At 38.7% G+C, this 25803-nt stretch carries 28 protein-coding genes and 1 rRNA gene; 12 read left to right on the forward strand and 17 right to left on the reverse strand.

Going from position 1 to position 25803, the window contains the following annotated elements:
* On the forward strand, positions 1 to 83 hold an 83-nt coding region (locus ACXVWP_RS10315; protein ID WP_458473394.1), incomplete at its 5' end, for an IS3 family transposase.
* Positions 84 to 153: 70 nt separating this feature from the next.
* On the opposite strand, the gene ACXVWP_RS10320 is transcribed toward ACXVWP_RS10315, so the two are convergent.
* Together ACXVWP_RS10320 and folB are read right to left on the reverse strand one after the other, a co-directional pair.
* The gene (locus ACXVWP_RS10320; protein WP_297569658.1) at positions 154 to 981 is read right to left on the reverse strand and encodes a class II glutamine amidotransferase; all 828 of its coding nucleotides are present in this window, start codon (positions 979 to 981) and stop codon (positions 154 to 156) included.
* A gap of 389 nt (positions 982 to 1370) precedes the next feature.
* Positions 1371 to 1727: a dihydroneopterin aldolase gene (folB, locus tag ACXVWP_RS10325; protein ID WP_297569656.1), complete on the reverse strand. Its 357-nt coding sequence runs from the start codon at positions 1725 to 1727 to the stop codon at positions 1371 to 1373.
* A gap of 97 nt (positions 1728 to 1824) precedes the next feature.
* Here folB and plsY point away from each other — a divergent pair, with 97 nt between their 5' ends.
* On the forward strand, positions 1825 to 2424 hold the full coding sequence (gene plsY, locus ACXVWP_RS10330) for a glycerol-3-phosphate 1-O-acyltransferase PlsY (protein WP_014064698.1): 600 nt from the start codon (positions 1825 to 1827) through the stop codon (positions 2422 to 2424).
* A 49-nt stretch (positions 2425 to 2473) separates the two neighbouring features.
* Here the strand turns inward: plsY and rpoH are convergent, their stop codons facing one another.
* The 7 genes from rpoH to ACXVWP_RS10365 form a co-directional block, all read right to left on the reverse strand.
* Positions 2474 to 3316 carry an RNA polymerase sigma factor RpoH gene (gene rpoH, locus ACXVWP_RS10335; RefSeq protein WP_289901644.1) on the reverse strand — a complete coding sequence of 281 codons (843 nt, stop codon included), beginning with the start codon at positions 3314 to 3316 and terminating at the stop codon, positions 2474 to 2476.
* A gap of 146 nt (positions 3317 to 3462) precedes the next feature.
* The gene (locus ACXVWP_RS10340; protein WP_289901645.1) at positions 3463 to 3774 is read right to left on the reverse strand and encodes a DUF2322 family protein; all 312 of its coding nucleotides are present in this window, start codon (positions 3772 to 3774) and stop codon (positions 3463 to 3465) included.
* A gap of 19 nt (positions 3775 to 3793) precedes the next feature.
* On the reverse strand, positions 3794 to 4819 hold the full coding sequence (gene murB / locus ACXVWP_RS10345) for a UDP-N-acetylmuramate dehydrogenase (RefSeq protein WP_289901646.1): 1026 nt from the start codon (positions 4817 to 4819) through the stop codon (positions 3794 to 3796).
* 9 nt (positions 4820 to 4828) lie between these two features.
* Entirely contained in the window at positions 4829 to 6532 is a 1704-nt protein-coding gene (gene narQ / locus ACXVWP_RS10350) for a nitrate/nitrite two-component system sensor histidine kinase NarQ (RefSeq protein ID WP_289901647.1), read from the reverse strand.
* Between the two features lie 136 nt (positions 6533 to 6668).
* Positions 6669 to 7883, reverse strand: a complete 1215-nt coding sequence (locus tag ACXVWP_RS10355) for an MFS transporter (RefSeq protein ID WP_297569652.1) — start codon at positions 7881 to 7883, stop codon at positions 6669 to 6671.
* A gap of 142 nt (positions 7884 to 8025) precedes the next feature.
* Positions 8026 to 8178 (reverse strand): DUF1232 domain-containing protein, encoded by a 153-nt coding sequence (locus ACXVWP_RS10360; RefSeq protein ID WP_005696968.1) that lies wholly within the window; start codon positions 8176 to 8178, stop codon positions 8026 to 8028.
* A 35-nt stretch (positions 8179 to 8213) separates the two neighbouring features.
* Complete coding sequence (locus ACXVWP_RS10365) at positions 8214 to 8474, reverse strand: YfhL family 4Fe-4S dicluster ferredoxin (RefSeq protein WP_369866919.1); 261 nt, start codon at positions 8472 to 8474, stop codon at positions 8214 to 8216.
* A gap of 75 nt (positions 8475 to 8549) precedes the next feature.
* Here ACXVWP_RS10365 and ACXVWP_RS10370 point away from each other — a divergent pair, with 75 nt between their 5' ends.
* The 3 genes from ACXVWP_RS10370 to fbaA all read left to right on the forward strand — a co-directional run bounded on the left by ACXVWP_RS10370 (position 8550) and on the right by fbaA (position 11694).
* On the forward strand, positions 8550 to 9263 hold the full coding sequence (locus ACXVWP_RS10370) for a ribonuclease T2 family protein (RefSeq protein WP_289901649.1): 714 nt from the start codon (positions 8550 to 8552) through the stop codon (positions 9261 to 9263).
* 98 nt (positions 9264 to 9361) lie between these two features.
* Positions 9362 to 10522: a phosphoglycerate kinase gene (gene pgk, locus ACXVWP_RS10375; protein ID WP_289901650.1), complete on the forward strand. Its 1161-nt coding sequence runs from the start codon at positions 9362 to 9364 to the stop codon at positions 10520 to 10522.
* A gap of 92 nt (positions 10523 to 10614) precedes the next feature.
* Positions 10615 to 11694 (forward strand): class II fructose-bisphosphate aldolase, encoded by a 1080-nt coding sequence (gene fbaA, locus ACXVWP_RS10380; RefSeq protein WP_126470328.1) that lies wholly within the window; start codon positions 10615 to 10617, stop codon positions 11692 to 11694.
* 283 nt (positions 11695 to 11977) lie between these two features.
* On the opposite strand, the gene ACXVWP_RS10385 is transcribed toward fbaA, so the two are convergent.
* Positions 11978 to 12355, reverse strand: a complete 378-nt coding sequence (locus ACXVWP_RS10385) for a helix-turn-helix domain-containing protein (RefSeq protein WP_369866917.1) — start codon at positions 12353 to 12355, stop codon at positions 11978 to 11980.
* Between the two features lie 141 nt (positions 12356 to 12496).
* Between ACXVWP_RS10385 and ACXVWP_RS10390 the strand changes: the two genes are divergently transcribed.
* From ACXVWP_RS10390 to ACXVWP_RS10405, 4 genes are all read left to right on the forward strand, one after another.
* Entirely contained in the window at positions 12497 to 13111 is a 615-nt protein-coding gene (locus tag ACXVWP_RS10390; protein ID WP_289901652.1) for a Slam-dependent surface lipoprotein, read from the forward strand.
* A 54-nt stretch (positions 13112 to 13165) separates the two neighbouring features.
* The gene (locus ACXVWP_RS10395; RefSeq protein WP_289901653.1) at positions 13166 to 14521 is read left to right on the forward strand and encodes a porin family protein; all 1356 of its coding nucleotides are present in this window, start codon (positions 13166 to 13168) and stop codon (positions 14519 to 14521) included.
* A 524-nt stretch (positions 14522 to 15045) separates the two neighbouring features.
* Entirely contained in the window at positions 15046 to 16032 is a 987-nt protein-coding gene (locus ACXVWP_RS10400; RefSeq protein WP_297569650.1) for an O-antigen ligase family protein, read from the forward strand.
* Positions 16029 to 17060, forward strand: a complete 1032-nt coding sequence (locus ACXVWP_RS10405; RefSeq protein ID WP_289901663.1) for a glycosyltransferase family 9 protein — start codon at positions 16029 to 16031, stop codon at positions 17058 to 17060. Before ACXVWP_RS10400 ends, ACXVWP_RS10405 begins: the two co-directional genes overlap by 4 nt.
* Here the strand turns inward: ACXVWP_RS10405 and yczE are convergent.
* A complete protein-coding gene (gene yczE, locus ACXVWP_RS10410) occupies positions 17010 to 17675 on the reverse strand; it encodes a membrane protein YczE (RefSeq protein ID WP_289901655.1) in 666 nt (221 codons plus the stop codon). The two genes, ACXVWP_RS10405 and yczE, sit on opposite strands and share 51 nt — an antisense overlap.
* Before the next feature lie 190 nt (positions 17676 to 17865).
* On the opposite strand from yczE, the gene ACXVWP_RS10415 reads away from it, so the two are divergent.
* Positions 17866 to 19407, forward strand: a complete 1542-nt coding sequence (locus ACXVWP_RS10415; RefSeq protein ID WP_289901656.1) for a YjjI family glycine radical enzyme — start codon at positions 17866 to 17868, stop codon at positions 19405 to 19407.
* A 42-nt stretch (positions 19408 to 19449) separates the two neighbouring features.
* Here ACXVWP_RS10415 and recQ read toward each other — a convergent pair whose 3' ends face one another.
* Both recQ and cyaY read right to left on the reverse strand, forming a co-directional pair.
* Positions 19450 to 21315 carry a DNA helicase RecQ gene (gene recQ / locus ACXVWP_RS10420; protein ID WP_289901657.1) on the reverse strand — a complete coding sequence of 622 codons (1866 nt, stop codon included), beginning with the start codon at positions 21313 to 21315 and terminating at the stop codon, positions 19450 to 19452.
* Positions 21315 to 21620, reverse strand: coding sequence for an iron donor protein CyaY (gene cyaY / locus ACXVWP_RS10425; protein WP_289901658.1), 306 nt, complete (start codon positions 21618 to 21620; stop codon positions 21315 to 21317). Before cyaY ends, recQ begins: the two co-directional genes overlap by 1 nt.
* Before the next feature lie 95 nt (positions 21621 to 21715).
* Here cyaY and lptM point away from each other — a divergent pair, with 95 nt between their 5' ends.
* Positions 21716 to 21841 (forward strand): LPS translocon maturation chaperone LptM, encoded by a 126-nt coding sequence (gene lptM / locus ACXVWP_RS10430; protein WP_005697346.1) that lies wholly within the window; start codon positions 21716 to 21718, stop codon positions 21839 to 21841.
* A 27-nt stretch (positions 21842 to 21868) separates the two neighbouring features.
* Positions 21869 to 23119: a diaminopimelate decarboxylase gene (gene lysA, locus ACXVWP_RS10435; RefSeq protein WP_289901659.1), complete on the forward strand. Its 1251-nt coding sequence runs from the start codon at positions 21869 to 21871 to the stop codon at positions 23117 to 23119.
* A 53-nt stretch (positions 23120 to 23172) separates the two neighbouring features.
* Here the strand turns inward: lysA and hemN are convergent, their stop codons facing one another.
* From hemN to rrf, 4 genes are all read right to left on the reverse strand, one after another.
* The gene (hemN, locus tag ACXVWP_RS10440; protein WP_289901660.1) at positions 23173 to 24540 is read right to left on the reverse strand and encodes an oxygen-independent coproporphyrinogen III oxidase; all 1368 of its coding nucleotides are present in this window, start codon (positions 24538 to 24540) and stop codon (positions 23173 to 23175) included.
* Positions 24540 to 24983 (reverse strand): DUF2489 domain-containing protein, encoded by a 444-nt coding sequence (locus ACXVWP_RS10445; protein ID WP_289901661.1) that lies wholly within the window; start codon positions 24981 to 24983, stop codon positions 24540 to 24542. The genes hemN and ACXVWP_RS10445 overlap by 1 nt, the downstream gene beginning before the upstream one ends.
* Positions 24984 to 24988: 5 nt before the next feature.
* Positions 24989 to 25546, reverse strand: coding sequence for a Der GTPase-activating protein YihI (gene yihI / locus ACXVWP_RS10450; RefSeq protein ID WP_289901662.1), 558 nt, complete (start codon positions 25544 to 25546; stop codon positions 24989 to 24991).
* Positions 25547 to 25727: 181 nt separating this feature from the next.
* Positions 25728 to 25803 (reverse strand): 5S ribosomal RNA (gene rrf, locus ACXVWP_RS10455); the annotation flags it as partial.

Genomic DNA, 25803 nt, shown 5'->3' on the forward strand with positions numbered 1-25803 from the left:
TGGATTACTATAATCATCGACGGATTCAACTAAAATTAAAAGGACTGAGTCCGATACAATATCGAAAACAATCCTTTGAATAACAGTCTAACTTTTTGGGGTCAGATCAAAATCTCTGATGTTTTTGACCGCACTTTTTATTGTGATTTGTTATTAGGCTGCTGCGCGATTGCCTAATGTACCATCATCTTCCATTTCTTTAGCTACACCGACGACCTCAGCAATTTTATCCCCTTCTTTGAAGAAGACGAAACCACCATGTTCCATTTTGACCCAAGGCTCATCTTTAGTGAGTGGAAAAGTCGTAATGATTGTGACTTTGTCGCCATCTTTTGCATAATCATTAAAATCGATGACGCCATCATCATCAATGCGGTGCGCTTTACCAAAAGGGGCTTTACGTGTTAAGTAATGCAAATTGGTTGAGCAGTGGGCGATCATCCATTCTCCATTTGAAAGAATGAAATTAAAGGTGCCTTTTTCTGAGAGTGCTTTAGCAATATCTTGAATCGCGTTAAAAATTTCCATTTCAGACGGTTTACGACGGAAACGATTTTTCAAATATTCCGCCATATAACAAAATGCGGCTTCTGAATCAGTTGAACCAATAGGCTGACAGAAACTCTCAGACATGTCTGGTAATTCTTTTAAATTACCATTGTGAGCAAACACCCAGTTTTCGCCCCAGATTTCACGAATAAAGGGATGGGTGTTTTCAATGGTGACCCCTCCTTGTGTTGCTTTACGAATGTGGGCGATCACGTTCAGTGATTTAATATTGTATTGTTTTACACAATCCGCAATCGGGGATTGTGATGCTGCGTGGTTATCGCGAAAAATACGCACTCCACGACCTTCAAAAAAAGCAATACCGAAGCCATCCGAATGACAATCAGTAAGACCAGCACGACGACGGAAACCTTCAAAAGAAAAAACAATATCCGTCGGTGTATTACAATTCATTCCGAGTAATTGGCACATAAATTCCTACAACTTATTTTTATCATTTTATACCCTTATAATATGTGCTGATTTAACACCATAATACATTGAAATTCAAGAGAGGTAATAAAGGATTTTTAGACTAAAAAGTTACATAAAATAACCTTGAGCTTTTATACGCTAGAAAGGCATGACAGCTTAAGCCAGACTAACAATGTCATAATTTTGATAACGCATTAGTTTATCTATCTATTAGAATTAATTCTTGTCATTATTTCGAAACTAAAAACATATATTCAGGAATGACTATGTAAGAATTTACTTGAGTTAAAAGTGGAACTGGCGCATATTATTTCACTGTAAAAAACACCTTGAAAATTAATCGCACTTTGGTTTGAGATTTCCAAAGTGCGGTCAATTTTCAGTGATTATTTCAACTCGCCTCGTTCTACAATAATCCCAACATTACTGGCTTGAGCAACGGCTTTAGGTTTGCTTAATTTGAGGCGTAACCATGAAATACCAAAACGTTGTTGTAATTGATCTGCTACTTCATAAGCCACTCGCTCAATCAATAAAAATGGCTTAGCTTGCACATAATCTAAAATAAATTGGCTCACTTCGGCATAATTGAGACAGTATTGCACATTATCCGTTTCTGCGGCTTTTTGACAATCCCATGCCATTTCCAAATCAAAAACAAGCTTTTGTTTAATTTGTTGTTCCCAGTCATACACACCGATTTGTGCGAAGACCACTAATTCTTCAATAAAAATACGATCCATCTCTCATTCCTGTAAAAATATAGTGGGCTTATGCTATCAAGTTTGGTTAAAATAACGAACAAGTTTTTCAAATACAATCAAGATTGTGGAGCACAAAATGAGCCTATTTGCCCTTTTTTATATGATTTTTGCTTATTTACTGGGTTCGATTTCCAGTGCAATTTTGATTTGTAAGGTTGCAGGCTTGCCTGACCCGCGAAAAAATGGCTCTCATAACCCTGGTGCGACCAATGTATTACGTATTGGCGGACGTTGGGCGGCGCTTGCGGTATTAATTTGCGATATTTTAAAAGGGATGTTACCTGTTTGGGCGGGTTATTATTTAGGGCTTACGCAATTTGAATTAGGCATGGTTGCATTAGGGGCTTGCTTGGGGCACATCTTCCCTATTTTCTTTCAGTTTAAAGGCGGGAAAGGTGTAGCGACTGCATTCGGTGCCATAGCACCCATCTCTTGGGGCGTCGCCGGCTCAACACTAGGTACGTGGTTGTTAGTCTTCTTAATTAGTCGCTATTCTTCATTAAGTGCGGTTATCACTGCACTTCTCGTGCCATTTTATGTTTGGTGGCTTAAACCGGAATTTACCTTCCCCGTTGCCTTAGTTTGCTGTTTGCTGATTTATCGTCACCACGACAATATTCAGCGCTTATGGCGAGGCCAAGAAGATAAAATGTGGGGGAAATCCAAGAAGAAATAAATAAAAAAACCTGTCGATAATCGACAGGTTTTCTTTTTATCAAAATGGCTTAGAAATCTACCGCACTTTTAAGTTTTTTCAGTGCGTTCGCTTCAAGCTGACGAATACGTTCTGCAGACACATTATATTTTGCAGCAAGATCATGAAGTGTGGCTTTATCATCATCTAACCAACGTGCTTTGATAATATCTTGGCTACGTTCGTCAAGATTAGCTAAGGCTGTACCTAACTTTTCTGTAGCTTGTTCTTCAAAGTTTTCGCTTTCAAGTTCTGCCGCAAAGTTTGAGCTTTTATCTTCTAAATATAAAGAAGGTGCATAAGCTTCGTCATCATCGTCTGTTGGCAAATCAAAGCCTACATCGGCCCCTGTCATGCGGGATTCCATTTCGATGACATCTTCTTTTGACACGCCAAGCTCATTCGCCACCATATCCACTTCGTTTTCATTGAACCAACCTAAACGTTGTTTGGTTTTACGTAGGTTAAAGAACAATTTACGTTGTGCTTTCGTAGTAGCGACTTTCACAATACGCCAGTTGCGAAGGACATATTCATGGATTTCAGCTTTGATCCAATGCACCGCAAAAGATACAAGACGAACACCTACTTCCGGATTAAAACGTTTTACCGCTTTCATTAATCCGATATTACCTTCTTGAATTAAATCTGCTTGCGGTAATCCATAACCTGAATAACCACGCGCAACATGAATAACAAAACGTAAGTGTGATAAAACTAACTTTTTCGCTGCTTCAATATCACCGCCATAATACAAACGTTCTGCTAAGCTTTTTTCTTCCTCTGCAGTCAGCATCGGATATTCGTTTGCTGCTCGAATATAACCTTCGATGCTACCTTGAGGTACTAACATCATTTGAGTTTCTTTATTCATTCTTCTCCTCACAGCATGCGGAGCAACGCCCCGATTCATTACTTATTTGTTATTGTATAACAACTATTGTCATTATACCTCAATTTGTTTTATTTGACAGTTTTTAACGATTAAAAGTTCAAATTAATCACTAAAAATTTTCCAAATTAATTTAATGGCACAAGTGAATAAACTACATCCTCTGCCACAACCTTAAACAATAGATCAATATTAGGGTGTTTTCCAGGATTTTGTTTGGCATCTTCAACATGCTCTGCAAACCATTCAATGCCTTGCTGCGCTGAAGGGCGGTCTAATTTTCCATTAAATTTTTCAGCCAGTGCATTATAAAGACGAAGCGAGCCAAGTTTGCCTGGTGCAGCAGGAATATGATGAATCACGGTTTCACCGTTTAATACATCTAAACCCGTTAAATGATCAATGCTTGGTAAAGTCTCTAAAATGTCTTTAAAGTTCATGATTGCTTTCCTCTATAAATTAACTAATGGCTTGCTCTGAATTCATTTCGCCATTCGCGCCCATAAAGCGCACTTCTGGCTGTAAATACACACCAAATTTATCTGCCACGGTTTGACGGATATGATGTGCTAACTTAACCACATCATGCCCAGTGGCATTGCCTTTATTAATCAGCACTAAAGCTTGTTGTTGATGAATCGCTGCGCCACCGATTTGAAATCCTTTTAAATGGCATTGATCGATTAACCAACCTGCTGCCAGTTTCACTGAACCATCCGGTTGTGGAAAGTGCGGTAGATTTTCGACCTGTTTTTGGATTTTCGCAAATTGTTCTGCACTTACCACAGGATTTTTGAAGAAACTGCCCGCATTACCAAATTCTTTTGGATCGGGCAATTTGCTGCGGCGAATATGGCACACTTCATCAAACACTTGTTTTGCCGTTACAGTTTGAGGATCAAAATTCACTAATGAGCCATATTTTAAAATTGGTTGCCAATTTTTGGCTAATTTCAATCCAACCGCTGTAATCACATAACCTTGTGCATAGCGATGTTTGAAAATACTTTCACGATAACCAAATTCACATTCACTCGCCTGTAAACGGAATTGTTCGTCCGTGTTGAGATTCAATACATCCACGTAATCGCACACATCTTTAAATTCTACGCCATACGCGCCAATATTTTGAATCGGTGCTGAGCCGGCACAGCCGGGAATGAGTGCGAGATTTTCTAAGCCGTCAACCCCTTGTGAAAGCGACCATTCCACTAACTGATGCCAATTTTCGCCACCATTAACATGCAAATAATGGTAATTGCTATCTTCTGTATGTTGAATACCCGATAAACGGTTAACAATTACAACACCTTGGAAATCTTCTAAAAACAGCATATTGCTGCCTTGTCCTAAAAATAAGACAGGTAGATTTTCAGCTTGCGCTTTTTGCCAAGCTTGTTGGATTTGTTCAATCGATGTGGCTTCAATAATTTCACGCGCATTTGCTGGAATATTGAAGGTGTGAAACGGCTGTAAACTTTGCATTAACTTTCCTTAAAAAAGTGTGTGAGGAAGCGTGATTTTCACGATAGTACCGCCTTGCTCCCCTTTTGAAATACTGAACTGAGCATTTAATTGTCGACTGCGCTCAGTCATGATATTTAAACCATAATGTCCGTCTGGCTCGTCTAATGTAGGTATCCCTACGCCATTATCTTGTACGAGGATTTCGTATTCGCCCTCAGCATTAATATGGGCTTTTACTTCTATACGTGTGCCTTTGGAGTGTTTCATCGCATTTAACGTTGCTTCACGTACAATTTGCAGAACGTGCACTAATTCTTGTGGATTTAAACTTTGTGAGGGCAAACTACATTCTACGGTCATTTGCATCTTCGTTTGTGAGCGCAAACTTTCGATAACTTGTTCCAAGGCAACCTGTAAGTTGGCTTCTTGCACCGTTAAACGGAAGGTCGCCAATAATTCTCGTAATTGAGAATAACCATCTGATAAGGCTTGTTCAAATTCACCAATGATGGCAATGCTTTTCTCTTTTGATTCCTCGTCTTCTTTCTTCAAATTATGCTTTAACAGCGTTAATTGAATTTGTAAGAAAGACAGCACTTGTGCCAACGAGTCATGTAATTCCCTTGCAATGATTGACCGCTCTTCCATCAATAAGAGTTGCTCTTGCTGGCGTTGCGTTTTGTGTGAATACAAGGCTTTTGCCACCATTTGCCCTAAGTTTTTCATCATGCGAGGATCAGGGCAAGGCAAACCGGCTTGCCACGAGAGCACCGCTAAGTTTTCATTTTCAATGGAAAGCTCTTCGACTTGAAGTGATTGTTTAGGATCTTTTTGTCCAAAGGAAATTTCCCAATGTTCTGCACCTAGAATTTCTAACTCAATGTAGCGTAAATGTTCGCTAACACGAATATGATTGAGCACTTGACTGAGAATTTTATCATTAATCTTTGTTGGCGTAAGTAACTGAGAGCTTTGATAAAGTGTTGTTAAAGAGCGATTGGTTTGACGCAACTTTTGCGTTTGCTCATTTACCGCATCTTCTAAACGGGAATAAAGCCGCCCTAACTCTGATGACATTTGGGTAAACACTTTCGCCAAAACACCAAGCTCATTACCACTTTCTGTATCAAGCTGGATATGGTTAAACTGCCTCATTTGCACTTGCATACTGGCTTTCGTCATTAACTCTAGAGGCTTAACAACCTCTTTCTTTAAATACCAAATTACGTAAGAAACCATCACAACAATCAGCAACATAGAGAAGCAAAGTACTGAAACCGCAATGATCCATTTTTGTTCCGAAAAACGTTGAAGCTCTAAAACAAAATCGTCCACATCTTGCACATAACTTTTTAATTCTGCATAGTATTTTTCTACCTGTTGTAAATGAGCAAGATCAGACATCATCACCCAACGTTTAAGAATTTTCTGATAGGATTCTTGCACTTCAGAAGGCACAAACAATTGTTGTTGTACATTGCGTAAGGCCTTAGCATTGAGACTATGTTGGTAGCGCACTAAATTCTGTTCAACCGTATCTGGCGACCGCTCCATTTCCGTCAATATGCGATAACTTTGCATACGTAGAGAACCGGAAATATTAATGGCTTCCGCGTCCGATTTATTACTGGCCATCACGATCAAACTCAATGAGCTAATAATGCCCATGAAGATAATGACAACAAATAAATATTTAGCAATACGGGTAGAAACTGAACGTTTAGCGTACACGGTAATTCTTTAAAACAGGGGAAAAATGCCCATAGTTTAGCACAAAGTGCGGTTGAAATTGGCTGATTTTTCATAAATAAAAAAACATCGGTTTTAACCCCGATGTTTTCAAAAACTTGATTTTTTTTGACTGCACTTAGCTCAATTCTTTGCCTTTTAATTCGGGCACTAAGAAGACTGTCGCTACCATGTCGATGACATAAATCACCGCCAAGAAAGCAATCGCAATGCTGAATGAATACGCAGAGACAATCGCTCCGACAACAACCGGTCCGAAACCACCTACGGCACGACCTAAGTTAAACAACACATTTTGTGCCGTTGCACGTGCTTCTGTCGGATAAGCTTCTGCCATTAATGCGCCATAACCGCCCATCATGCCGTTCACAAACATCCCCAAGAATGCACCGGCCACCAACATAGCGGTTGGTTCGGTTAATTGAGAGTAAGTGATAATGCTGATCACCGCACCAAGTTGGAACAATAAGAAACTTGGTTTACGCCCGATTCTATCGGCTAGACGACCAAAAATCCAAATCCCTGCCATCATGCCGCATACCGTAACAGCCGTCCATAAACCTGATTTTGTTAAACTAAAACCAAGTTGTTTAGATAAGAAGTTTGGCATCCAAATCATAATACCGTAGTAACCGAAGTTTTGTACGGAAGTTAACACCACCACACCAAGGCTCACTTTTGTGGTTGCTTTATCTTTCACTAAGAGTTTGAAAGATTCCAGTTTAGATATTTTTTGGGTTGAAAGTTCAGTCTGTTTTTGCGAAAAAATTTCAGGTTCATGTAAGCGTACTCGTAAATACCAAGCAACAAATGCAGGGAAAATACCAACAACGAACATGCCACGCCAGCCGATATGTGGAAGCAATACAGGGGTGAGTAATGCCGCCGCTAACACACCAACTTGCCAACCTAACGCCACATAAGACGCGGCTTTTGCACGGTGTTTTGCGGGCCAAGCTTCAATAGCTAATGCCATACCGATACCAAATTCACCACCCAAACCGATCCCCGCGATGGTGCGATAAATTAATAAATCCCAATAGCCTTGTGCGATTGCACATAAACCGGTAAATACGGCGAAGAGGACGATTGTCCAAGTTAGTACACGTACACGCCCATAACGATCGCTTAATGCACCAAATACAATACCACCCACCACAGCACCAATAAGAGTCCAGGTAACTAATGAGCCAGATTGTGCGGGAGTTAAATTAAGATCGGCCGAAATGGCACTAAGCATAAATCCAAGAATAAGAAGATCGAATCCATCCATCGCGTAGCCGACAGCTGATCCAACCAAGGCTTTCCAGCCATATTGATTGACGTTTGTCATGATTGAGATTCCTTTTGCTACTCACGGGTAGCGTTTAAAGTGAAATGATGAGGGAAGAAATTTTCCGATGCGTAGTTTAGAGAAATTGACGGAATTTTGCAAGAATGAGAAAAACAAAGTGCGGTTGATTTTATTCAAGTTTTTATTTTTTCAATAAAATTCGAATTAATAAGGCAATGGCTGCCGCATCATCGACTAAACCTAATGGGCCAAGCACCGCTTCAGGCAAAATATCAATGGGACTGAACAGATAAATCAGAATGATGGCGATTTTGATTAACTTCGTTTTATTCATAGTCATTGGACGAAAAGAAAAAGATCAGGTAAATTCTACAACTTATCCGAATGGTGAATCATCACAAAACGTTCCCAAAGCTGCTCTTCGCTTTCTTGATGCTCAGGATCTGGCTTGATGCAGTTGGTAATCGGGCAAACTTTTTGGCAGGTTGGCGTGTCATAATGACCAACACATTCCGTACAAAGTACAGGATCGATCACATAGATCTCCTCGCCGATTGAAATTGCTTCATTCGGACATTCGAGGAGACACATATCGCAGTTTGTGCATTTATTTGTGATCAGTAACGCCATACCATTCCTTTATATGAGAAAGCGGCGAATTATAGCCGACAAAAGCAAAATTGACAAAATTTAAACAGGATTTTTATGAAAAAACAGGTTTCCACTCTTTCCCTTATTGCCCTTGCTGCATTTAGCATTTGGCAATATTTTACTGAACACAAAAAAGATACAAAACCAGCCCCAACAACCACACAACAACAAAGCCAAAGTGCGATCAAAAATACCAAAGATTTTGGGAATTATGATGTCATCATGCGTGATGATGCTATTGGGCAAAATAAAAATGCCCCAGTTGATTACTATATGTTGGCCTTATCTTGGTCGCCGGCATTCTGTGAAAAACAACGTGCGCAATATGGCAATAATTTACCTGATTCAGCGCAATATCAATGTAGTACAAAAAATCAATTTGGCTGGGTAGTGCATGGATTATGGCCGCAAAATGCGAATGCACGCTCTGTTACGGATCACCCTCGTTTTTGTAATGGTGATTTATCGCCACTTCCAATTGAAACGTTCGAGCCTTACCTTTCAATCTCGCCAGGCGCAAAATTGTTGCAAGGCGAATGGGAAAAACACGGTAGCTGTGCGTTTGATTCAGCAGAAGCTTATTTCAAACAAGAGAAAGCATTATTTGAATCGCTTTCTTTGCCAAACGAACAATTAAGCCGTAAAGAATTATTTCAATGGATGAAGCAAAATAATCCGCAATTAAAAGGCGCTTATTTAGGGGCGAGCCATAACGAATTATTTATTTGCTACGATCGCCGATGGCAAGTAATCGATTGCCCTAAATAAGCATAATTCACTTTTTTATTTGATCTACATCGTTACAACCTAGTAAGAACTAGGTATAATGTCCCCGTTTAATTTTAACTAACCCAAGAGGAAAGCTTATGTCAGTAATCAAAATGACCGACTTAGATTTAAAAGGTAAACGTGTATTTATTCGCGCAGACTTAAACGTACCGGTAAAAGATGGCAAAGTGACATCTGATGCGCGTATTCGTGCGACTATCCCGACGTTAAAACTGGCTTTAGAGAAAGGCGCAAAAGTGATGGTTACCTCTCACTTAGGTCGTCCAACTGAAGGCGAATTCAAACCTGAAGATTCTTTACAACCGGTTGTTGATTACTTAAAAGACGCAGGTTTCAATGTGCGTTTAGTGCAAGACTACTTAAACGGTGTGGATGTTAAAGAAGGCGAAATCGTTGTTTTAGAAAACGTTCGCGTGAACAAAGGTGAGAAGAAAAACGATCCTGAATTAGGTAAAAAATATGCCGCACTTTGTGATGTATTCGTGATGGATGCATTCGGTACGGCTCACCGTGCGCAAGCATCAACTTACGGCGTAGCAGAGTTTGCACCGGTTGCTTGTGCAGGTCCATTATTAGCGGCTGAGTTAGATGCATTAGGTAAAGCACTAAAAGAACCTGCTCGTCCAATGGTCGCGATCGTAGGCGGTTCTAAAGTTTCCACTAAATTAGAAGTATTAAATTCTCTTTCAAAAATTGCTGACCAAATTATCGTGGGTGGTGGTATTGCAAATACGTTCATTGCAGCAGCGGGCCACAATGTGGGTAAATCATTATATGAAGCAGATTTAATCCCTGTAGCAAAAGAATTAGCCGCAAGCACAGATATTCCTGTTCCGGTTGATGTACGTGTTGGTACTGAATTCTCTGAAACTGCACCTGCAACAGAAAAATCAGTGACTGAAGTAAAAGATGACGAATCTATCTTCGATATCGGTGATAAATCTGCTAAACAATTAGCTGAAATCATCAAAAATGCAAAAACCGTTTTATGGAATGGCCCAGTTGGCGTGTTTGAATTCCCTAACTTCCGTAAAGGGACTGAAATCATTTCTCACGCGATTGCAAACAGCGATGCATTCTCTATCGCAGGTGGCGGTGATACTTTAGCAGCTATCGATTTATTCGGTATTGCAGATAAAATCTCTTATATCTCTACCGGTGGCGGTGCATTCTTAGAATTCGTTGAAGGTAAAGTATTACCAGCAGTAGAAATTCTTGAAAAACGTGCGAACGGTTAATTAAATGGCTTCTATCCCCTCTGCACAGAGGGGATAAATATTGATTTTTCAAACGGAGGAATGAATCCTCCAAAACAAAAGGAAACACAACTATGGCTAAATTATTAGATATCGTAAAACCAGGTGTAGTAACAGGTGAAGATGTACAAAAAATCTTTGCTTATGCCAAAGCAAACAACTTCGCAATCCCTGCAGTGAACTGCGTGGGCTCTGACTCCGTAAATGCGGTATTGGAAACCGCTGCACGTGTAAAAGCGCCAGTAATTATCCAATTCTCAAACGGTGGTGCAGCTTTCTACGCAGGTAAAGGTATCAAACCAACCACCGGGGCACGTCCAGATGTTTTAGGTGCGATCGCAGGTGCGAAACACGTTCATACTTTAGCCAAAGAATATGGTGTACCCGTTATTCTTCATACTGACCACGCGGCGAAAAAATTACTTCCATGGATCGATGGCTTACTTGAAGCGGGTGAGAAACACTTTGCAGAAACTGGTCGTCCATTATTCTCTTCTCACATGCTTGACTTATCTGAAGAGCCAATGGAAGAAAACATGGCAATCTGCCGTGAATACCTTGCTCGTATGGACAAGTTAGGTATGACCCTTGAAATCGAAATCGGTATTACCGGTGGTGAAGAAGATGGCGTAGATAACTCAGATGTCGATGAATCTCGTTTATATACTCAACCATCTGATGTGCTTTATGTTTACGACCAATTAAACCCTGTAAGCCCTAACTTTACCGTTGCAGCAGCATTCGGTAACGTACACGGTGTTTACAAACCAGGTAACGTAAAATTAAAACCATCTATTTTAGGTGCATCACAAGAGTTCGTTGCAAAAGAACGCAACCTTCCTGCTAAACCAATTAACTTCGTTTTCCACGGTGGTTCGGGTTCTAGTCGCGAAGAAATCCGTGAAGCAATTAGTTATGGTGCAATCAAAATGAACATTGATACAGATACTCAATGGGCATCTTGGAATGGTATTTTGAACTTCTATAAAGCAAATGAAGCTTATCTTCAAGGTCAATTAGGTAACCCAGAAGGCCCAGATGCGCCAAACAAAAAATACTACGATCCACGTGTTTGGTTACGTAAAATGGAAGAATCTATGTCTAAACGCTTAGAACAATCTTTCGAAGACTTAAACTGCGTTGATGTTTTATAATCCTGTAAATTATATTTAAATATTAAGGCTAAATTCTAATAGAATTTAGCCTTTTATTTTAATTTAGGAATTAATCTTCGAATTTATTAAATATCAGTAATGGATTAACGCTTCTATATTGAATTCTACTAACTAATACACAATATTATTTTTATCATGTCTTTATTTTTATTGTTTAACAGAAAATAAATTTAATGGAACCTATAAAGATAGCTTGATTATAGCAAGTATTTTATTGATTCTTTTATTTTTAAATATAGTTTCTTAACACAAGGAGATGAGGCTATGGGTAGGTTCTAAGAAGTGCTTGCATCAAATTGAGAATTAAATACTTATGCTCATTATTTAATTGAAGGAAACTCTCTAAACCTTGTTTTTCAATAAGTGATTGTGCATTTAAAGTGGTATTACTTGCCCCGGTCTTTAACCATTCTGCAGAAACATTTAACCAATCGGCAAGTACTTGGATTTTGTCAAAAGAAGGGATTGATTGACCATTTAGCCATTTATAAATTGCTTGGGGTGTGACAGACCCTGAAACATAACGTAAGTTAAATTCCCTCTCAATGTTTGATACTTTAAATGTACCGTAAGAAGCGGCTTCAAGAGCAACTCGTAACCGTTGGCTAAAAAGTGCTTTTTCATCAAATATTTTCTGCATTTAATAATTATAACGATAACCCAAATAATAAATTCACCAAATGATTTTTAAATTAACAACTGGACAGTTGAGATATAGAGTCTAGTTTCCTATTAGAATTAAAGTTAATCTTTCTAACTAAGAAAAAATGAGGAAATCGTTATGTTAAAACAATTAAATAATGTTGCTATTTTAGGATTATCAGCCTTAGCTGTCGCTTGTGGTTCTGGTGGTGGTTCTGGTACTGCACAAACACCAGATGGTACAAAATTTGATTTAAATAATAGTGACAAAGGACTAACTGGCGGTAATACGATGGATGGAACACTAATTGGTTATAACCAAAATCATTCATTTTACGGTGTGTGGGTGAATCACGATAAAACTCGCCAAGAAATTCGTTATCAAGGTACAGTAACACCAACTTCAAGTATTCCAAAAGGCTCTGCAACTTATACGGGGCATGCAGTGCGTGCAAGAGATAGTATCATTGCTCAAAATATTAATGGCGTACAAGCAGATGGAAAAACCACTCTTAATGTAAATTTTGATACTAAAAAAGTTGATGGAAAAATTGAGATGCCACTTGCTCGTGATATTACTCTGCATGAAACTAGTTTAAATGGTAATAGTTTTAGTGGTAAAGCTAGTGTATTCTTGAATGACGGTGGTAAATATACAGGTGCATTATATGGGCCAAATGCCGAAGAAGCTGCTGGTATTGTAACTTTTGATAATAATTCAGCATTAAATACTTCTTTTGGTGGCTATCGTTAATTTATTTTTATATGTTAATAGGCGGGTTATTCCGCCTATTTTATTAGGTGTAATATGAAAAAAGCGTTATTTTGGCTATTCTACTCATCTTTTTCATTTTCTGCGACTGCTCACACATTATCGTTACCAGATATAACATATCTTCAAAGTAATCCTAAAATGATTGAAAAACTATTATCCGAAAATATATATTCTTTATCTGGAAAAGAACTGGCCCGATTAATAGATCTGTATCAATATAATCCTCATTTCAATAAACATTTAGCTCAATTTGCACAAGGGCGTATTGCCTTTTTAGAACAAGATTATTACGAAGCAATTCGGCTTTATCGACAAGTCTTATCGGAAAACCCAGAATTAAACCCAGTTAGAATCGAGTTAGCGATTGCATTATTTCATCAAAGGCAAGATAGTGCAGCAAGAACTCAATTTGAAAAAGCAAAAGTGGAAAAAGATCTACCTGATGGTTCGTTGTTGGTTATTAATAATTATCTGCAAGCATTAGATAAGAGACAAAGTTGGGAGATAGATTTTGCAGCTCATTATATCCGAGATAAAAATGTCAACCATGCAGCAAATGTCAATTATGTGCCATTGTCTAATCGTGCAGTACTGACCAAATCCCCAAAAATGTTGCCACAATCAGCCCATGGAGTTGGATATTTTTTCTCGGTTTCTCGAGATTTGAATTTATTCGATTCTCACTATTTTTTATTCGGCAATCGAGCTTGGGGTAAAGAGTATTGGGATAATCATGAATATGATGATATTTTAAACCGCACTTTTTTAGGTTATGCCTATAAAAATGCATCTCATATAATAAAAGTGAAACCTTTTTATGAGCGTCGTTGGTATGGCAACCATCGTTATCGCTGGAATAATGGTGTGCAAGTTGAATATGATTTTCACTTTAATCCACATTGGCAACTATCTTATTCTGCTGAATTTGAAAAACAACATTATTTTATTGAAAAAGAGCTTAATGGACATCTAACACAGCTTACATCAACCTTAATTTTTCAGCCAAACACTCGACAATTTTTCTATATTGGAGGTGACTGGATAAATGAAAAAACTCAAGTAAGGCAATATGGTTCTAAAAGCAAAGGCCTACGTTTAGGTTGGGGACAAGACTGGGGAAAAGGAATATCTTCACAAATAGCCGTGTCATTTATTAAACGAAATTATAAAGATGTTGCTAAATTAGGTAATTTAGATATTTTCTCCTTTAATAAAAACCGTAAAGATCATATTTATTCTCTAAATTTATTAGTTTGGAAACGAGATTGGCATTTGGAGGGAATTACACCTAAACTACAGTTTATTTGGAAAAAGCAAATAAGTAACATTCCTCAAATGTATTCTTATCAACAGAAGAATATTAATCTGATTTTTGAAAAGAGTTTTTAGTAAAACATCTTAATAAAAATAAGGTAAAAGTTTATACCAGATAATTAACTGGCTTTCATGAATAATTTCTATTGCTATTTAAGTACTACCTACAATCATTTATCTGGAGAGACAATGGAGGAATCTCCCTCTAAACGCTTAGAACAATCTTTCGAAGACTTAAACTGCGTTGATGTTTTATAATCCATAAAAATAGACTAAAATAAGACCGCACTTTCTAGTGCGGTTTTTTAATGTAATCTCCCCCAAAATATCGGCCATTATCTATGTACATAACAAAACAAAATTGGTTACCCACCATCATAAATTTTGCGGTAACACTATTCTTTCTTTCTATTTTTATTGTCAAGGGTGGGTATAATGCAGCACCAGTTTTACTGATGTTAATCAGTTTAGGTTATGGCATTTATAGTTTAATCAAGAGAACACTATTAAACTTATCAAAAGTGGACAAATGGTTAATTTATAGTTACCTTTTTTATTTCTTTACATTTATTTTTTCCCTCTTCATTCATGGAGGGAAAATGCGCGATATCGATACGGCAAGTCGAGTAGTTTTCTTAATTCCTATCTTGTTTTTATTGTTAAAATACCCAATCAAAACTTGCGTTTTGAATTATGCGATTCCTCTTGGTGGAATGAGTTCCACCTGTGTTGCACTTTATGATAAATTTATGTTGAATTTACGCCCAGAGCAAAATCCTCGAATTATGCATATTCAAGGTGGTGACATTTCTATGTCATTAGGTATTTTTAGCCTAGTTATTGCCCTCTATGCCCATCAGAAAAAAGACATAAAATTAACCGCTCTTAGTGTTATTGGTGGTTTATGTGGCATCATAGGAAGTTTACTTTCCACTGCTCGTGGAGGATGGGTGACATTACCTATCTTACTTATTGTTATCCTTTATATCTATCGCCATTCTCTTTCGAAACGTTTTTTCCTGACTTTCTTTGGAATCATTGCCGTAGCAAGCGTTGGCATTAGCCAAATGCCCAATAACCGAATTATGGAACGGATTGACGTTGCACGAAAAGATATCCAACTTTACTTGGATAATAATGATGGCAATACTTCTCTAGGTGCGCGTTTTGAAATGTGGAAAAGTGCACTTGAAATGGCAAAAGAAAAGCCTTTATTTGGCTGGGGCATTCAAGGGGCGACAGAAAAGCGTAAGTTAGATACGAAAGAAAAAATTGTCACGGGTGACATTGGACAATTTACGCATGCCCATAATCAATATTTAGACGACCTCTCAAAACGAGGAATAGTTGGGTTGCTCGCCTTACTTGCTGTTTTATTTATCCCTCTACGTACCTTTATGAAAAACCTGAAAACAGCAAATAATGAGATCAAGCTAATTGCAACGTTAGGCGTTGCCCATATTTTATCTGTGATGATCTATGGCTTAAGCCAAGGTTTCTTGGTACATAATTCAGGTACTATTTTTTACTTTTTCTTAACGATTGTGTTTTATACCGCAATAAGAACACGGCAAAAGGCAGAATAATGAAAATTTTAGTCATTCGTAACGATAAACTGGGGGATTTTGTTCAGGCGTTTCCGGCTTTTGCGATGTTGAAAGCCTCAAATCCCGAGCTAAAACTGACCGCACTTGTGCCAGCTTATACGGCCCCATTAGCTCAAATTTGCCCCTATTTAGATAATGTCATCATTGATAATGCCAAGAACGACAAAGCGGATGTTAATCGTCTTGTTAAAGAAATCAAAGAGCAGCAATTTGATGGCATGATTAGCTTCTTTTCCAATACTCATAACGGTAAATTAGCATGGAAAAGTGGAATTCCTTATCGTCTTGCACCCGCAACAAAATGGGTGCAAATCCTTTATAACCATCGTTTAACACAACGCCGTTCACGCTCAGAAAAATCTGAAGCAGAATACAATCAAGATTTGGTTCGGGCGTTCTTAAAAAAACACCATATGCCGATTGTGGAACCCAAACCACCTTACCTTTCACTTCCTGAAAGTGCGGTTAAAAATCAACGTGTTTTTCTTCAAGAACAATTAGGCTTATCGGGAGACAAAAAATGGGTGTTTGTGCATAGCGGAACAGGTGGTTCAGCAACAAGTCTCTCATTGTCACAATATGCTCAATTGATACAAAGCTTGTTAAGCGAATTTGATTGCCAGATTATCTTAACGGCAGGACCGGGTGAAAGTGAAAAGGCCCATGAGCTAGCAGCAAAAATCGATAACCCAAATGTGGTTGTGTACGATAAGAATAAAGGATTAGTGGATTTTGCACACTCACTGGCTTGTGCGGATTTATTCATTGCAGGCTCTACTGGACCATTGCATTTAAGCAGTGCATTCAATGTGCCAACGATCGGATTCTATCCAAATAGTCGGTCATCTCAGCCTCGTCGTTGGAAACCGATTAACGATGCAGACAAACACATTGCTTTCTGCCCGCCAAAAGGGAAAGAGGAAATGAATTTAGGTTTAATTTCTATTGATGATGCCTTAGTGGAGATTATCCCCTTCGTGCGGAAGATGTGGCAAGCGAGCAATTGAGTTTAAGCATAACTGCACTATCCAACCTATCGCGGCGGCAAAAACAACGGTACCAATTCCGACTGTGCCGCCGAGAATATAACCTAATACACAAACCGACACTTCAAGACTTGTTCTCACAATCCCCACTTTTAAATGAAATCGTTGACAAAGCCCCACCATTAAACCATCCCGCGGGCCTGCCCCCTGATGACAGGTTAAATACAATGCCGTCCCTAATCCATAAAGCAAAAGCCCAATTCCATCGAATAAAATTCGGCTAAAAAGTGCGGTTGGTTCTGGCACAATTTTCGTGGTTAAGCCAAGGAAAAAGGCAATCACAATAATATTTAGAATGGTGCCAAGCCCAAGCCTTAATTTGAAGGGAATCCAAGCTAACATTACCAAACAGCTAATCCAAAATGATGACCAACCGATACTCACCTTAGCTTGTAATGCCACACCTTGAGAAAGCACGGTCCAAGGTGAAGAGCCCAAATTAGCGAGCACAATTAAGCCATCTCCAATGCCCAGTATTGCCAATGCAAATAAGAGCATCGACATGGTTTTACCTTCGACTGACCATAGCGATTTGGCTGCCCAACTGGTGTGGGGAATCACCCGTGCTTTTTTCATATTATTCCTGTTTATGTTTAACGCCAACATCATAATGGGAAATCCGATAAAACCCAAACATTTTAACGTCATATGATATAACCGAATTGACTGATAAATATCATAAATGTGATGCGGATCACATTGTCAAAATTGTCATTACTCATTCACTGACTTAAAATAAGCTACCCTTTTTAATCAGGACATTATTATGCTTGCATCTCTTCAAGATATTTTGGATACCGTAAAATCCAACACGCTCACCTATCAACAAAAACTCATGTGTTTAGGCAATATTGCCGAGCGATTATTTGATCCTCGTGAATTATTAGGCTATACGGATGAAGAATGGCAATTCCTTCAAAATCAAATGATCTGTGATTTAAACGAAGGCTATGCGATTTATCGTCCTCGCTATATTTTGCCGGATTACAATGTGTATATTAAAAAAGGCTGTGAATTCCTTGAATTGCCCGCACCAAAAGATCTTGATGAAGCATTAGATGGCTTATTGATTTTATATTCCCACGTGCCATCAATTACCACATTCCCGGTTTACATTGGGCGATTAGACATGCTACTTGACCCGTTTATTACCGATGAAGAACAAGACTACATCAAAATTAAACGTTTCTTAAATCATGTGGATAAAACCGTGCCAGATTCATTCTGTCATGCCAATATTGGGCCTTATGACACCAAAGCAGGGCGTTTGATTTTAAAAGCGGTGATTGAGTTGGAAGCACCAACACCAAATATGACCATTCGTTACGATAAGAGTAAAACAAGTCGTGAATTTGCAGAATTAGCAGCAAAAGCCTGCTTATTGGTTTCTAAACCGTCTTTTGCCAACGATGCTTACTACATTTCTGACTTAGGCGAACAATATGGTATTGCAAGCTGCTACAACGCACTTCCTGAATGTGGTGGGGCTTATACCCTCACTCGTTTGCGCTTAGGGACTATCGCGCGCGCCTGTAAAACCGTGGATGAAATGGTCAATGAACTTTTACCTCGTGTTGCAAAATGCGCGCTATCCACTATGGATAAACGTCATAAATTTGTAGTAGAAGAAAGCAACTTCTTCAATACCTCATTCCTCGAAAAAGAAGGTTTTATCAAACGGACTAATTTTACAGGGATGTTTGCTATTGTTGGTCTCGCTGATGCAGCAAATCATTTATTGCAACAAGAAGGCTTAAACGAAACCTTTGGTAAAAGCCAACGCGGTGATGAAATTGCAACCTTGATTATGGATAAATTAAAAGAAGTCACGGATAACCATGAAGGCGTGTATGCTGAACGCACGGGCAACCGTTATTTATTACATGCGCAAGTGGGTGCAAGCAATCATGAAGAAGATAAACGTAATGCGCCTGCGCATCGTATTCGTGTGGGTGAAGAACCAACATTATTAGCTCATTTAAAACAATCAGCGCCATTCCATAAGTACTTCCCATCAGGTACGGGAGATTTGTTTGCCTTTGACCAAACCTATGTGGATCATTTAGATGCCGTCGTTGATATTATCGATGGCTCATTTGCTCAAGGTTACCGCTACATCACCACTTACCTTAAAAACACCGATTTGATTCGTGTAACGGGTTATTTGGTGAAGAAAAGCGAAGTGGAAAAATACCGTAAAGGTGAAGTAGCATTGCGTGATACTACTTGGTATGGTTCGGGTACCGATGATTGTGCACAAGTCTTTGACCGTCAATTACGCGATGAACAAGATGTAAGAGCAAGCTAGAAAAAAAGTGCGGTTGAAAAATTCTCTGTTTTTTAACCGCACTTATCTTTTTTCTGCCTTTTCTAAAATTGCTTTGTGCTCTCGAATCAATGCCATAAACGGCTGCCCAAAGCGTTCCAATTTGATCGCACCCACCCCATTAATTTGTAACATCTCAATATTACTTGTTGGCATATATTGCGCCATTTCCTGTAACGTTGCATCGTTAAAGACAATATAAGGTGGAATATTTTCTTTATCCGCAAGTTGCTTCCTTAAGAAACGCAAACGAGCAAACAGATCTTTATCGTAATTTACTACCGTATTTTTATGAGACGTATGCACAATTTTATTAATGGATGAAATGCGTGGCATCGCTAATTCAAGCGGCACTTCGCCTTTTAAAACAGGGCGAGCACTTTCTGTGAGCTGAAGCGTGGCACTATTAAACTCACCAAGCACTTGTTGAATAAAACCAAGATGAATCAGTTGGCGAATGACAGATTGCCAATGTTCTTTGCTTTTATCTTTACCAATGCCATAAACACTTAACTTATCATGTTGGCGTTCTACAATTTTTTGATTATGCATCCCTCGCAATACCGCAATCACATATTGCACACCGAAACGTTGCCCCACACGATAAATCGTCGACATCACTTTTTGCGCATCAATTAAGCCATCATATTTCTTTGGCGGGTCAAGACAAATATCGCAGTTTTGACAAGGTGTTTGACGATATTCACCAAAATAATTGAGTAATACCAAGCGGCGACAAGTTTGACTTTCGGCAAATTCACCAATGGCTTCCAATTTATGTTGTTCAATTTGACGTTGTGGCGTCTCTGGCTTTTCAAGCAAAATTTTCTGTAACCACGCATAATCAGCCGGTTCGTAGAAAAGCACCGCTTCCGCTGGTAAATCATCTCGTCCCGCACGACCAGTTTCTTGGTAATATGATTCAATGCTTCTCGGCAAATCAAAATGGGCGACAAAACGTACGTTAGATTTATTAATCCCCATGCCAAACGCAATCGTCGCAACCACAACTTGAACATTGTCTCGTTGGAAATCTTGCTGGACTCGTTCACGCAGTGCGGTTTCCATTCCCGCATGATACGCCGCAGCCGACACGCCTTTATTTCTCAAAGTTTCGGCTATACGTTCTACTTTCGAACGACTATTACAATATACAATGCCGCTTTTGCCTTTTTGAGCTAAAACAAAACGCGTAAGCTGCTCCATCGGCTTAAACTTTTCTTCCAACGTATAACGAATATTTGGGCGATCAAAACTGCCTATGTATTTGTGAGGATTATCCAATTTAAGATGAGTGAGAATATCCTGTCTTGTCGCGTAATCCGCTGTCGCCGTTAATGCCATAATTGGCGCATTTGGAAACGCTGCTTTTAAGCTACCAAGTTGGGTATATTCAGGGCGAAAATCATGCCCCCACTGTGAAATACAATGCGCTTCATCAATAGCAATAAAGGAAATTTGAGCATAAGAAATCAGCTGAAAAAAGCTGTTTGTCATCACTTTTTCAGGCGAAACATATAATAATTTTAATTGACCTGAAATCAGCTTATTTTCAACTTGCTGTTGTTGTTCTGGCGTCTGACTAGAGTTTAGAAAATCCGCTTCAATGCCGTTTGCTTGGAGTTGATCCACCTGATCTTTCATCAAAGAAATCAAAGGCGAAATCACTAATGTGAGACCGGGAAAACAAAGTGCTGGAATTTGATAACACAGGGATTTGCCATTTCCTGTGGCCATCACCACTAAGGCATCCTGACCGCTTAACGCAGCATGAATCACTTCTTCCTGCCCTTTGCGGAAAGATTGGTAACCAAAAACAGACCGTAACGTATGAAGTGCGGTCGTTTTTAAGTCTGTTTTTTGCGGGGCATATTCCGCGAGTTCGGCCATTAGAATGTTACCGTTTCTCCGTGAGCGGCAACCGCCTCGGTTAAACAATCCCAAAAGCGTTTACCATCATTTGCTACCCAATCATTGTTTTTATAGGCAAAATGAAATCCACCCAAGCGGCTCGCAAGCCAAAGCTCAAGAAGGGGTTCTTGCTTATTAATCACGATTTGTGAGCGGTCATCAAATGTGATCGTGAATACCGAACCCTGCGTTTCGCAATCCACATCACAACCTTGATTCTCTAACGCTTCTTCAATTTTTTGCCAAACCTGTTCAATATTTTGGTGAAATTCTGCAACATTCATAAAATTTTCCGATTAAATCTGATAGAATGCCGTGAATTATAAAGCCTTTCGCCTCGTTGGCAAAGGTAGATTTTACTGATTAGAGAGATTGAAAAATGAAAAAATTACTTTCTATTTTGTTATTAAGTGCATTCTGCACCTTAGCTACAGGTTGCGGTGTAAAAGGGCCATTATATTTTCCTGAAAAAGAACAGCCGCAAAACACACAAAAAACACAATAAAAACTGACCGCACTTAAAGGATTCGTCATGGATTTTTTCCAATATAAAAACGAGCAACTTTATGTTGAAGATTTGCCCGTCAAACAACTCGCTGAAGAATTCGGCACACCGCTTTATATTTATTCTCGTGCAACACTTGAACGCCATTGGCACGCCTTTGACTCAGCCTTAGGAGATCATCCACATTTAATTTGCTATGCCGTAAAAGCCAATTCTAATATCGGCATATTAAATGTAATGGCAAAATTAGGCTCAGGCTTTGATATTGTTTCACAGGGTGAATTAGAACGCGTATTGGCAGCAGGTGGTGACGCATCAAAAGTGGTTTTTTCCGGTGTGGCAAAATCTCGTGCCGAAATTATGCGTGCGTTAGAAGTGGGCATTCGTTGTTTTAATGTGGAATCTGTTGCGGAATTACACCATATCAACCAAATTGCTGGCGAAATGGAAAAAATCGCACCCATTTCTTTACGCGTGAATCCCGATGTTGATGCTCATACACACCCTTACATTTCCACAGGATTGAAAGAAAATAAATTTGGTGTGAACGTAGATGAAGCACGTGAGGTCTATAAATTAGCAGCGGCCTTACCTCATGTAAAAATTACCGGTATGGATTGCCATATTGGCTCTCAGCTGACTGAATTACAGCCCTTCTTAGATGCGACTGATCGACTCATTCGTTTAATGGAACAATTAAAAGAAGATGGTATTACGTTAAAACACTTAGATCTCGGTGGTGGTTTAGGCGTAACTTATACTGATGAAACGCCACCTCATCCAAGTAATTATGCCGCAGCGTTACTGAATAAATTAAAAAATTATAAAGATCTCGAAATTATTCTGGAACCAGGTAGAGCGATTGCGGCGAATGCGGGTATCCTAGTTGCTAAAGTGCAATACTTAAAAAGTAATGAAAGCCGTAACTTCGCGATTACCGATACTGGCATGAACGATATGATTCGTCCTGCGCTCTATGAAGCTTATATGAACATCATTGAAATTGACCGCACTTTAGAGCGTGAAAAAGCCATTTATGATGTTGTTGGTCCTGTATGCGAAACCTCTGATTTCTTAGGCAAACAGCGTGAGCTCGCCATTGCTGAAGGTGATTATATTGCTCAACGCTCTGCTGGAGCTTATGGTGCAAGTATGTCTTCTAACTACAATTCTCGTCCACGTACGGCTGAAGTGTTAGTGGATGGAAACAAAGCTCACTTAATTCGTCGCAGAGAAAATCTCAGCGAATTATGGGCACTAGAAAGCATCGCGAAATAAATAGATTGAAAGAAAAACGGTCAAGATTTAAGTCTTGACCGTTTTTTGTATAACTAAATAATTCGAGAGAATTGTTGTCGTTTTGCTGCTGCTCTTGAATAGGTATCAAAGCATAAGCAAATATTACGGATTAATAATCGACCTTTAGGCGAAACTTGTAAGCCTGTTTCTGTTTCAGAAATTAACCCATCTTCAAGTAATGGCTGTAATAACTGTAAATCTTCAGCAAAGTGTTTTTTAAAATCAATATTATATTGTTTTTCAATTGGTGCAAAATCAAGCTTAAAGTTACAAATCAATTGCTTAATCACATCACGACGTAAGCAATCTTCTTCTGTCATCGCTAAACCTTTATGCAGTGCAATACCTGAATTTTCTACATCATGATAATAATGTTTTAATTCTTTTTGGTTTTGAGCATATGTATCACCTAATAAACTAATGGCTGATACACCTAAACCGAGCAAATCACATTCTTCTTGCGTGGTATAGCCTTGGAAATTTCGATGTAAGACACCTTTCTCTTGAGCAATCGCTAATTCATCATCTGGTTTAGCAAAGTGATCCATACCGATAAACTTATAACCAGCATTGCCTAAGGTTTCAATCGTTTTCTGTAAAATTTCTAATTTAGTTTCCGGTGGTGGTAATTGATCTTCTTTAATTTTTGCTTGCCCTGCAAATCGACTTGGTAAATGAGCATAGTTAAAGATACTTAAACGATCTGGATTCAATTCAATCACTTTATGCAATGTAAACATAAAGCTTTCCACATTTTGAAGTGGCAATCCATAAATTAAATCAAGATTCGTTGATTGGAAACCTAACTCACGCGCACGAACAAGCAAAGCATTTACAAACTCTTCATCTTGTTCACGATTTACCGCTTTTTGAACCGCTTTATTGAAATCTTGTACACCCATGCTAATTCGGTTAAAACCAATATTGCGTAAATGATCAAGCATATCGAGTTCAATCTCGCGTGGGTCCATTTCAATACTGACTTCTGCATTATCCGCAATCGTAAAATGATCTTTAAGCATCTTCATCAAACGAGTAGATTGTTCTTCTGTCAAATAAGTCGGTGTACCGCCGCCCCAATGCACTTGAGTCGCAACACGATTTTTGAATAATTCTGAGCGCGCTTTGATTTCTTGTTCAAGGTAATCAAGATAAATATCCGCCTTATGTTGATGACGAGTAATCACCTTATTACAGCCACAGAAATAGCAAAGTTTGTGACAAAACGGAATGTGTACGTAAAGGGAAAGTGGTCTTTCCGGATAACGATTAGCCGCTGCAATAAAATCTTCGTTTGTGTAACTTTCATTAAATTCTAATGCAGTTGGATAAGATGTATAACGAGGTCCTGATTGGTTATATTTTTGAATTAACGCAAGATCCCAAATAATTTCAGACATTAAGCTTCCCCAAATTTCTCTACGTCATTTAAAAACTGACGTAACTCCAACATAATTTCTTCTTCAAATTTTGCTTCTGCACTTTCTCGCTCAAGATCGAGTTTCATTCTTTCTTTTTTTAACAATGCTTTCCGAGCTTCATGCGTAGGCATTTCTTTTACAATATTATAAAGTGCATACATCGCTTGATATGGCTGCAAAGATTGTCCAAAAGGGAGTAAAAGCATTGATAAACGAATCACTCCTTCTGAATGGTTACAATCTCCATTTTGCATCGCTTTAGCGATAATTACCATACTCTCTTTTAGGCGTTTTGTACGCGTTATTTTAGCCTGTTTAATGAGAGTGTTTTGATGGCGTAACTTCCTAAGTAATTTGAAAGCATAAAATGATACACCAGCAATAATTCCCAAAGCAATGATACTGAAAATAATCGGCCACATGACAATTATCTGAATTGGTTGATATCAATCTTCTCGAAGGTTCGATAGAGATCATCCTCTGTCTCATCTTCATCTTGAATACCCAATTCTTCCATTAACTGAGCAATACGATCTAAACATTCATCCACAAATTGTTGATCAGCTTTACTAATCGTTTTACCTTCATCTAAGGCATCCAGCAATTCATTTAGAATTTCATTATTTTCTAAACGTTCTAACTCAACTTCAGGCGCAAGTTTTTTCGGCTCTTTTACTGCTGGAATTATTATCCCTTTCTCAGGTTTATTCACAAATTCAACAATCAGTGGAACCTTTTTACGACTGCCAATACGCGGATCTTTTTGTTCAACGACTTGATTATGCTTATTTTGCTCAGCGTTACTATGACGAGAACCCGATGCTAAACCTTTATGTTTACGTTTTTTCTTATCTTCTCTTGCTTTAGCATCTAATTCATAACGTGTTAATTTTTTACCTGATAGCTTAGGTGCTTCAGGTTTCTTATCTGATTTACGAATTGGCATAATATCGCTAATTTTACGACTTTTCTTTTTACGAGCCATTTGTGTTATTTATCCTATAAAAAATTTTGGTGATTGTACCATTCCACCTATATTTTCTCATTAAAAGATTTAAACATCTTTTAATAAAACTATTCTGATTTTGACCGCACTTTTAGTTTATTAAACTCAAATCTAAAAACAAAAAACCCCAAGCCATTCAGCTCGGGGTTCTATATTCACTACCTGGCGGTGTCCTACTCTCACATGGGGAAGCCCCACACTACCATCGGCGCATCGGCGTTTCACTTCTGAGTTCG

The sequence above is a fragment of the Haemophilus sp. SZY H56 genome, assembly GCF_054332415.1.

Coding starts and splice junctions, on each gene's coding strand:
- hemN (WP_289901660.1), bottom strand. CDS start 24,540: ATGTCTGAAATTATTTGGGATCTTGCGTTAATTCAAAAATATAACCAA.
- cyaY (WP_289901658.1), bottom strand. CDS start 21,620: ATGAATGTTGCAGAATTTCACCAAAATATTGAACAGGTTTGGCAAAAA.
- lptM (WP_005697346.1), top strand. CDS start 21,716: ATGAAAAAATTACTTTCTATTTTGTTATTAAGTGCATTCTGCACCTTA.
- fbaA (WP_126470328.1), top strand. CDS start 10,615: ATGGCTAAATTATTAGATATCGTAAAACCAGGTGTAGTAACAGGTGAA.
- rpoH (WP_289901644.1), bottom strand. CDS start 3,316: ATGAATAAAGAAACTCAAATGATGTTAGTACCTCAAGGTAGCATCGAA.
- ACXVWP_RS10390 (WP_289901652.1), top strand. CDS start 12,497: ATGTTAAAACAATTAAATAATGTTGCTATTTTAGGATTATCAGCCTTA.
- ACXVWP_RS10360 (WP_005696968.1), bottom strand. CDS start 8,178: ATGAATAAAACGAAGTTAATCAAAATCGCCATCATTCTGATTTATCTG.
- ACXVWP_RS10400 (WP_297569650.1), top strand. CDS start 15,046: ATGCGCGATATCGATACGGCAAGTCGAGTAGTTTTCTTAATTCCTATC.
- recQ (WP_289901657.1), bottom strand. CDS start 21,315: ATGGCCGAACTCGCGGAATATGCCCCGCAAAAAACAGACTTAAAAACG.
- ACXVWP_RS10355 (WP_297569652.1), bottom strand. CDS start 7,883: ATGACAAACGTCAATCAATATGGCTGGAAAGCCTTGGTTGGATCAGCT.
- ACXVWP_RS10445 (WP_289901661.1), bottom strand. CDS start 24,983: ATGTGGCCGATTATTTTCAGTATCATTGCTTTGGGAATTATTGCTGGT.
- yihI (WP_289901662.1), bottom strand. CDS start 25,546: ATGGCTCGTAAAAAGAAAAGTCGTAAAATTAGCGATATTATGCCAATT.
- ACXVWP_RS10370 (WP_289901649.1), top strand. CDS start 8,550: ATGAAAAAACAGGTTTCCACTCTTTCCCTTATTGCCCTTGCTGCATTT.
- ACXVWP_RS10385 (WP_369866917.1), bottom strand. CDS start 12,355: ATGCAGAAAATATTTGATGAAAAAGCACTTTTTAGCCAACGGTTACGA.
- lysA (WP_289901659.1), top strand. CDS start 21,869: ATGGATTTTTTCCAATATAAAAACGAGCAACTTTATGTTGAAGATTTG.
- plsY (WP_014064698.1), top strand. CDS start 1,825: ATGAGCCTATTTGCCCTTTTTTATATGATTTTTGCTTATTTACTGGGT.
- ACXVWP_RS10395 (WP_289901653.1), top strand. CDS start 13,166: ATGAAAAAAGCGTTATTTTGGCTATTCTACTCATCTTTTTCATTTTCT.
- ACXVWP_RS10365 (WP_369866919.1), bottom strand. CDS start 8,474: ATGGCGTTACTGATCACAAATAAATGCACAAACTGCGATATGTGTCTC.
- folB (WP_297569656.1), bottom strand. CDS start 1,727: ATGGATCGTATTTTTATTGAAGAATTAGTGGTCTTCGCACAAATCGGT.
- ACXVWP_RS10320 (WP_297569658.1), bottom strand. CDS start 981: ATGTGCCAATTACTCGGAATGAATTGTAATACACCGACGGATATTGTT.
- ACXVWP_RS10340 (WP_289901645.1), bottom strand. CDS start 3,774: ATGAACTTTAAAGACATTTTAGAGACTTTACCAAGCATTGATCATTTA.
- yczE (WP_289901655.1), bottom strand. CDS start 17,675: ATGAAAAAAGCACGGGTGATTCCCCACACCAGTTGGGCAGCCAAATCG.
- pgk (WP_289901650.1), top strand. CDS start 9,362: ATGTCAGTAATCAAAATGACCGACTTAGATTTAAAAGGTAAACGTGTA.
- ACXVWP_RS10415 (WP_289901656.1), top strand. CDS start 17,866: ATGCTTGCATCTCTTCAAGATATTTTGGATACCGTAAAATCCAACACG.
- murB (WP_289901646.1), bottom strand. CDS start 4,819: ATGCAAAGTTTACAGCCGTTTCACACCTTCAATATTCCAGCAAATGCG.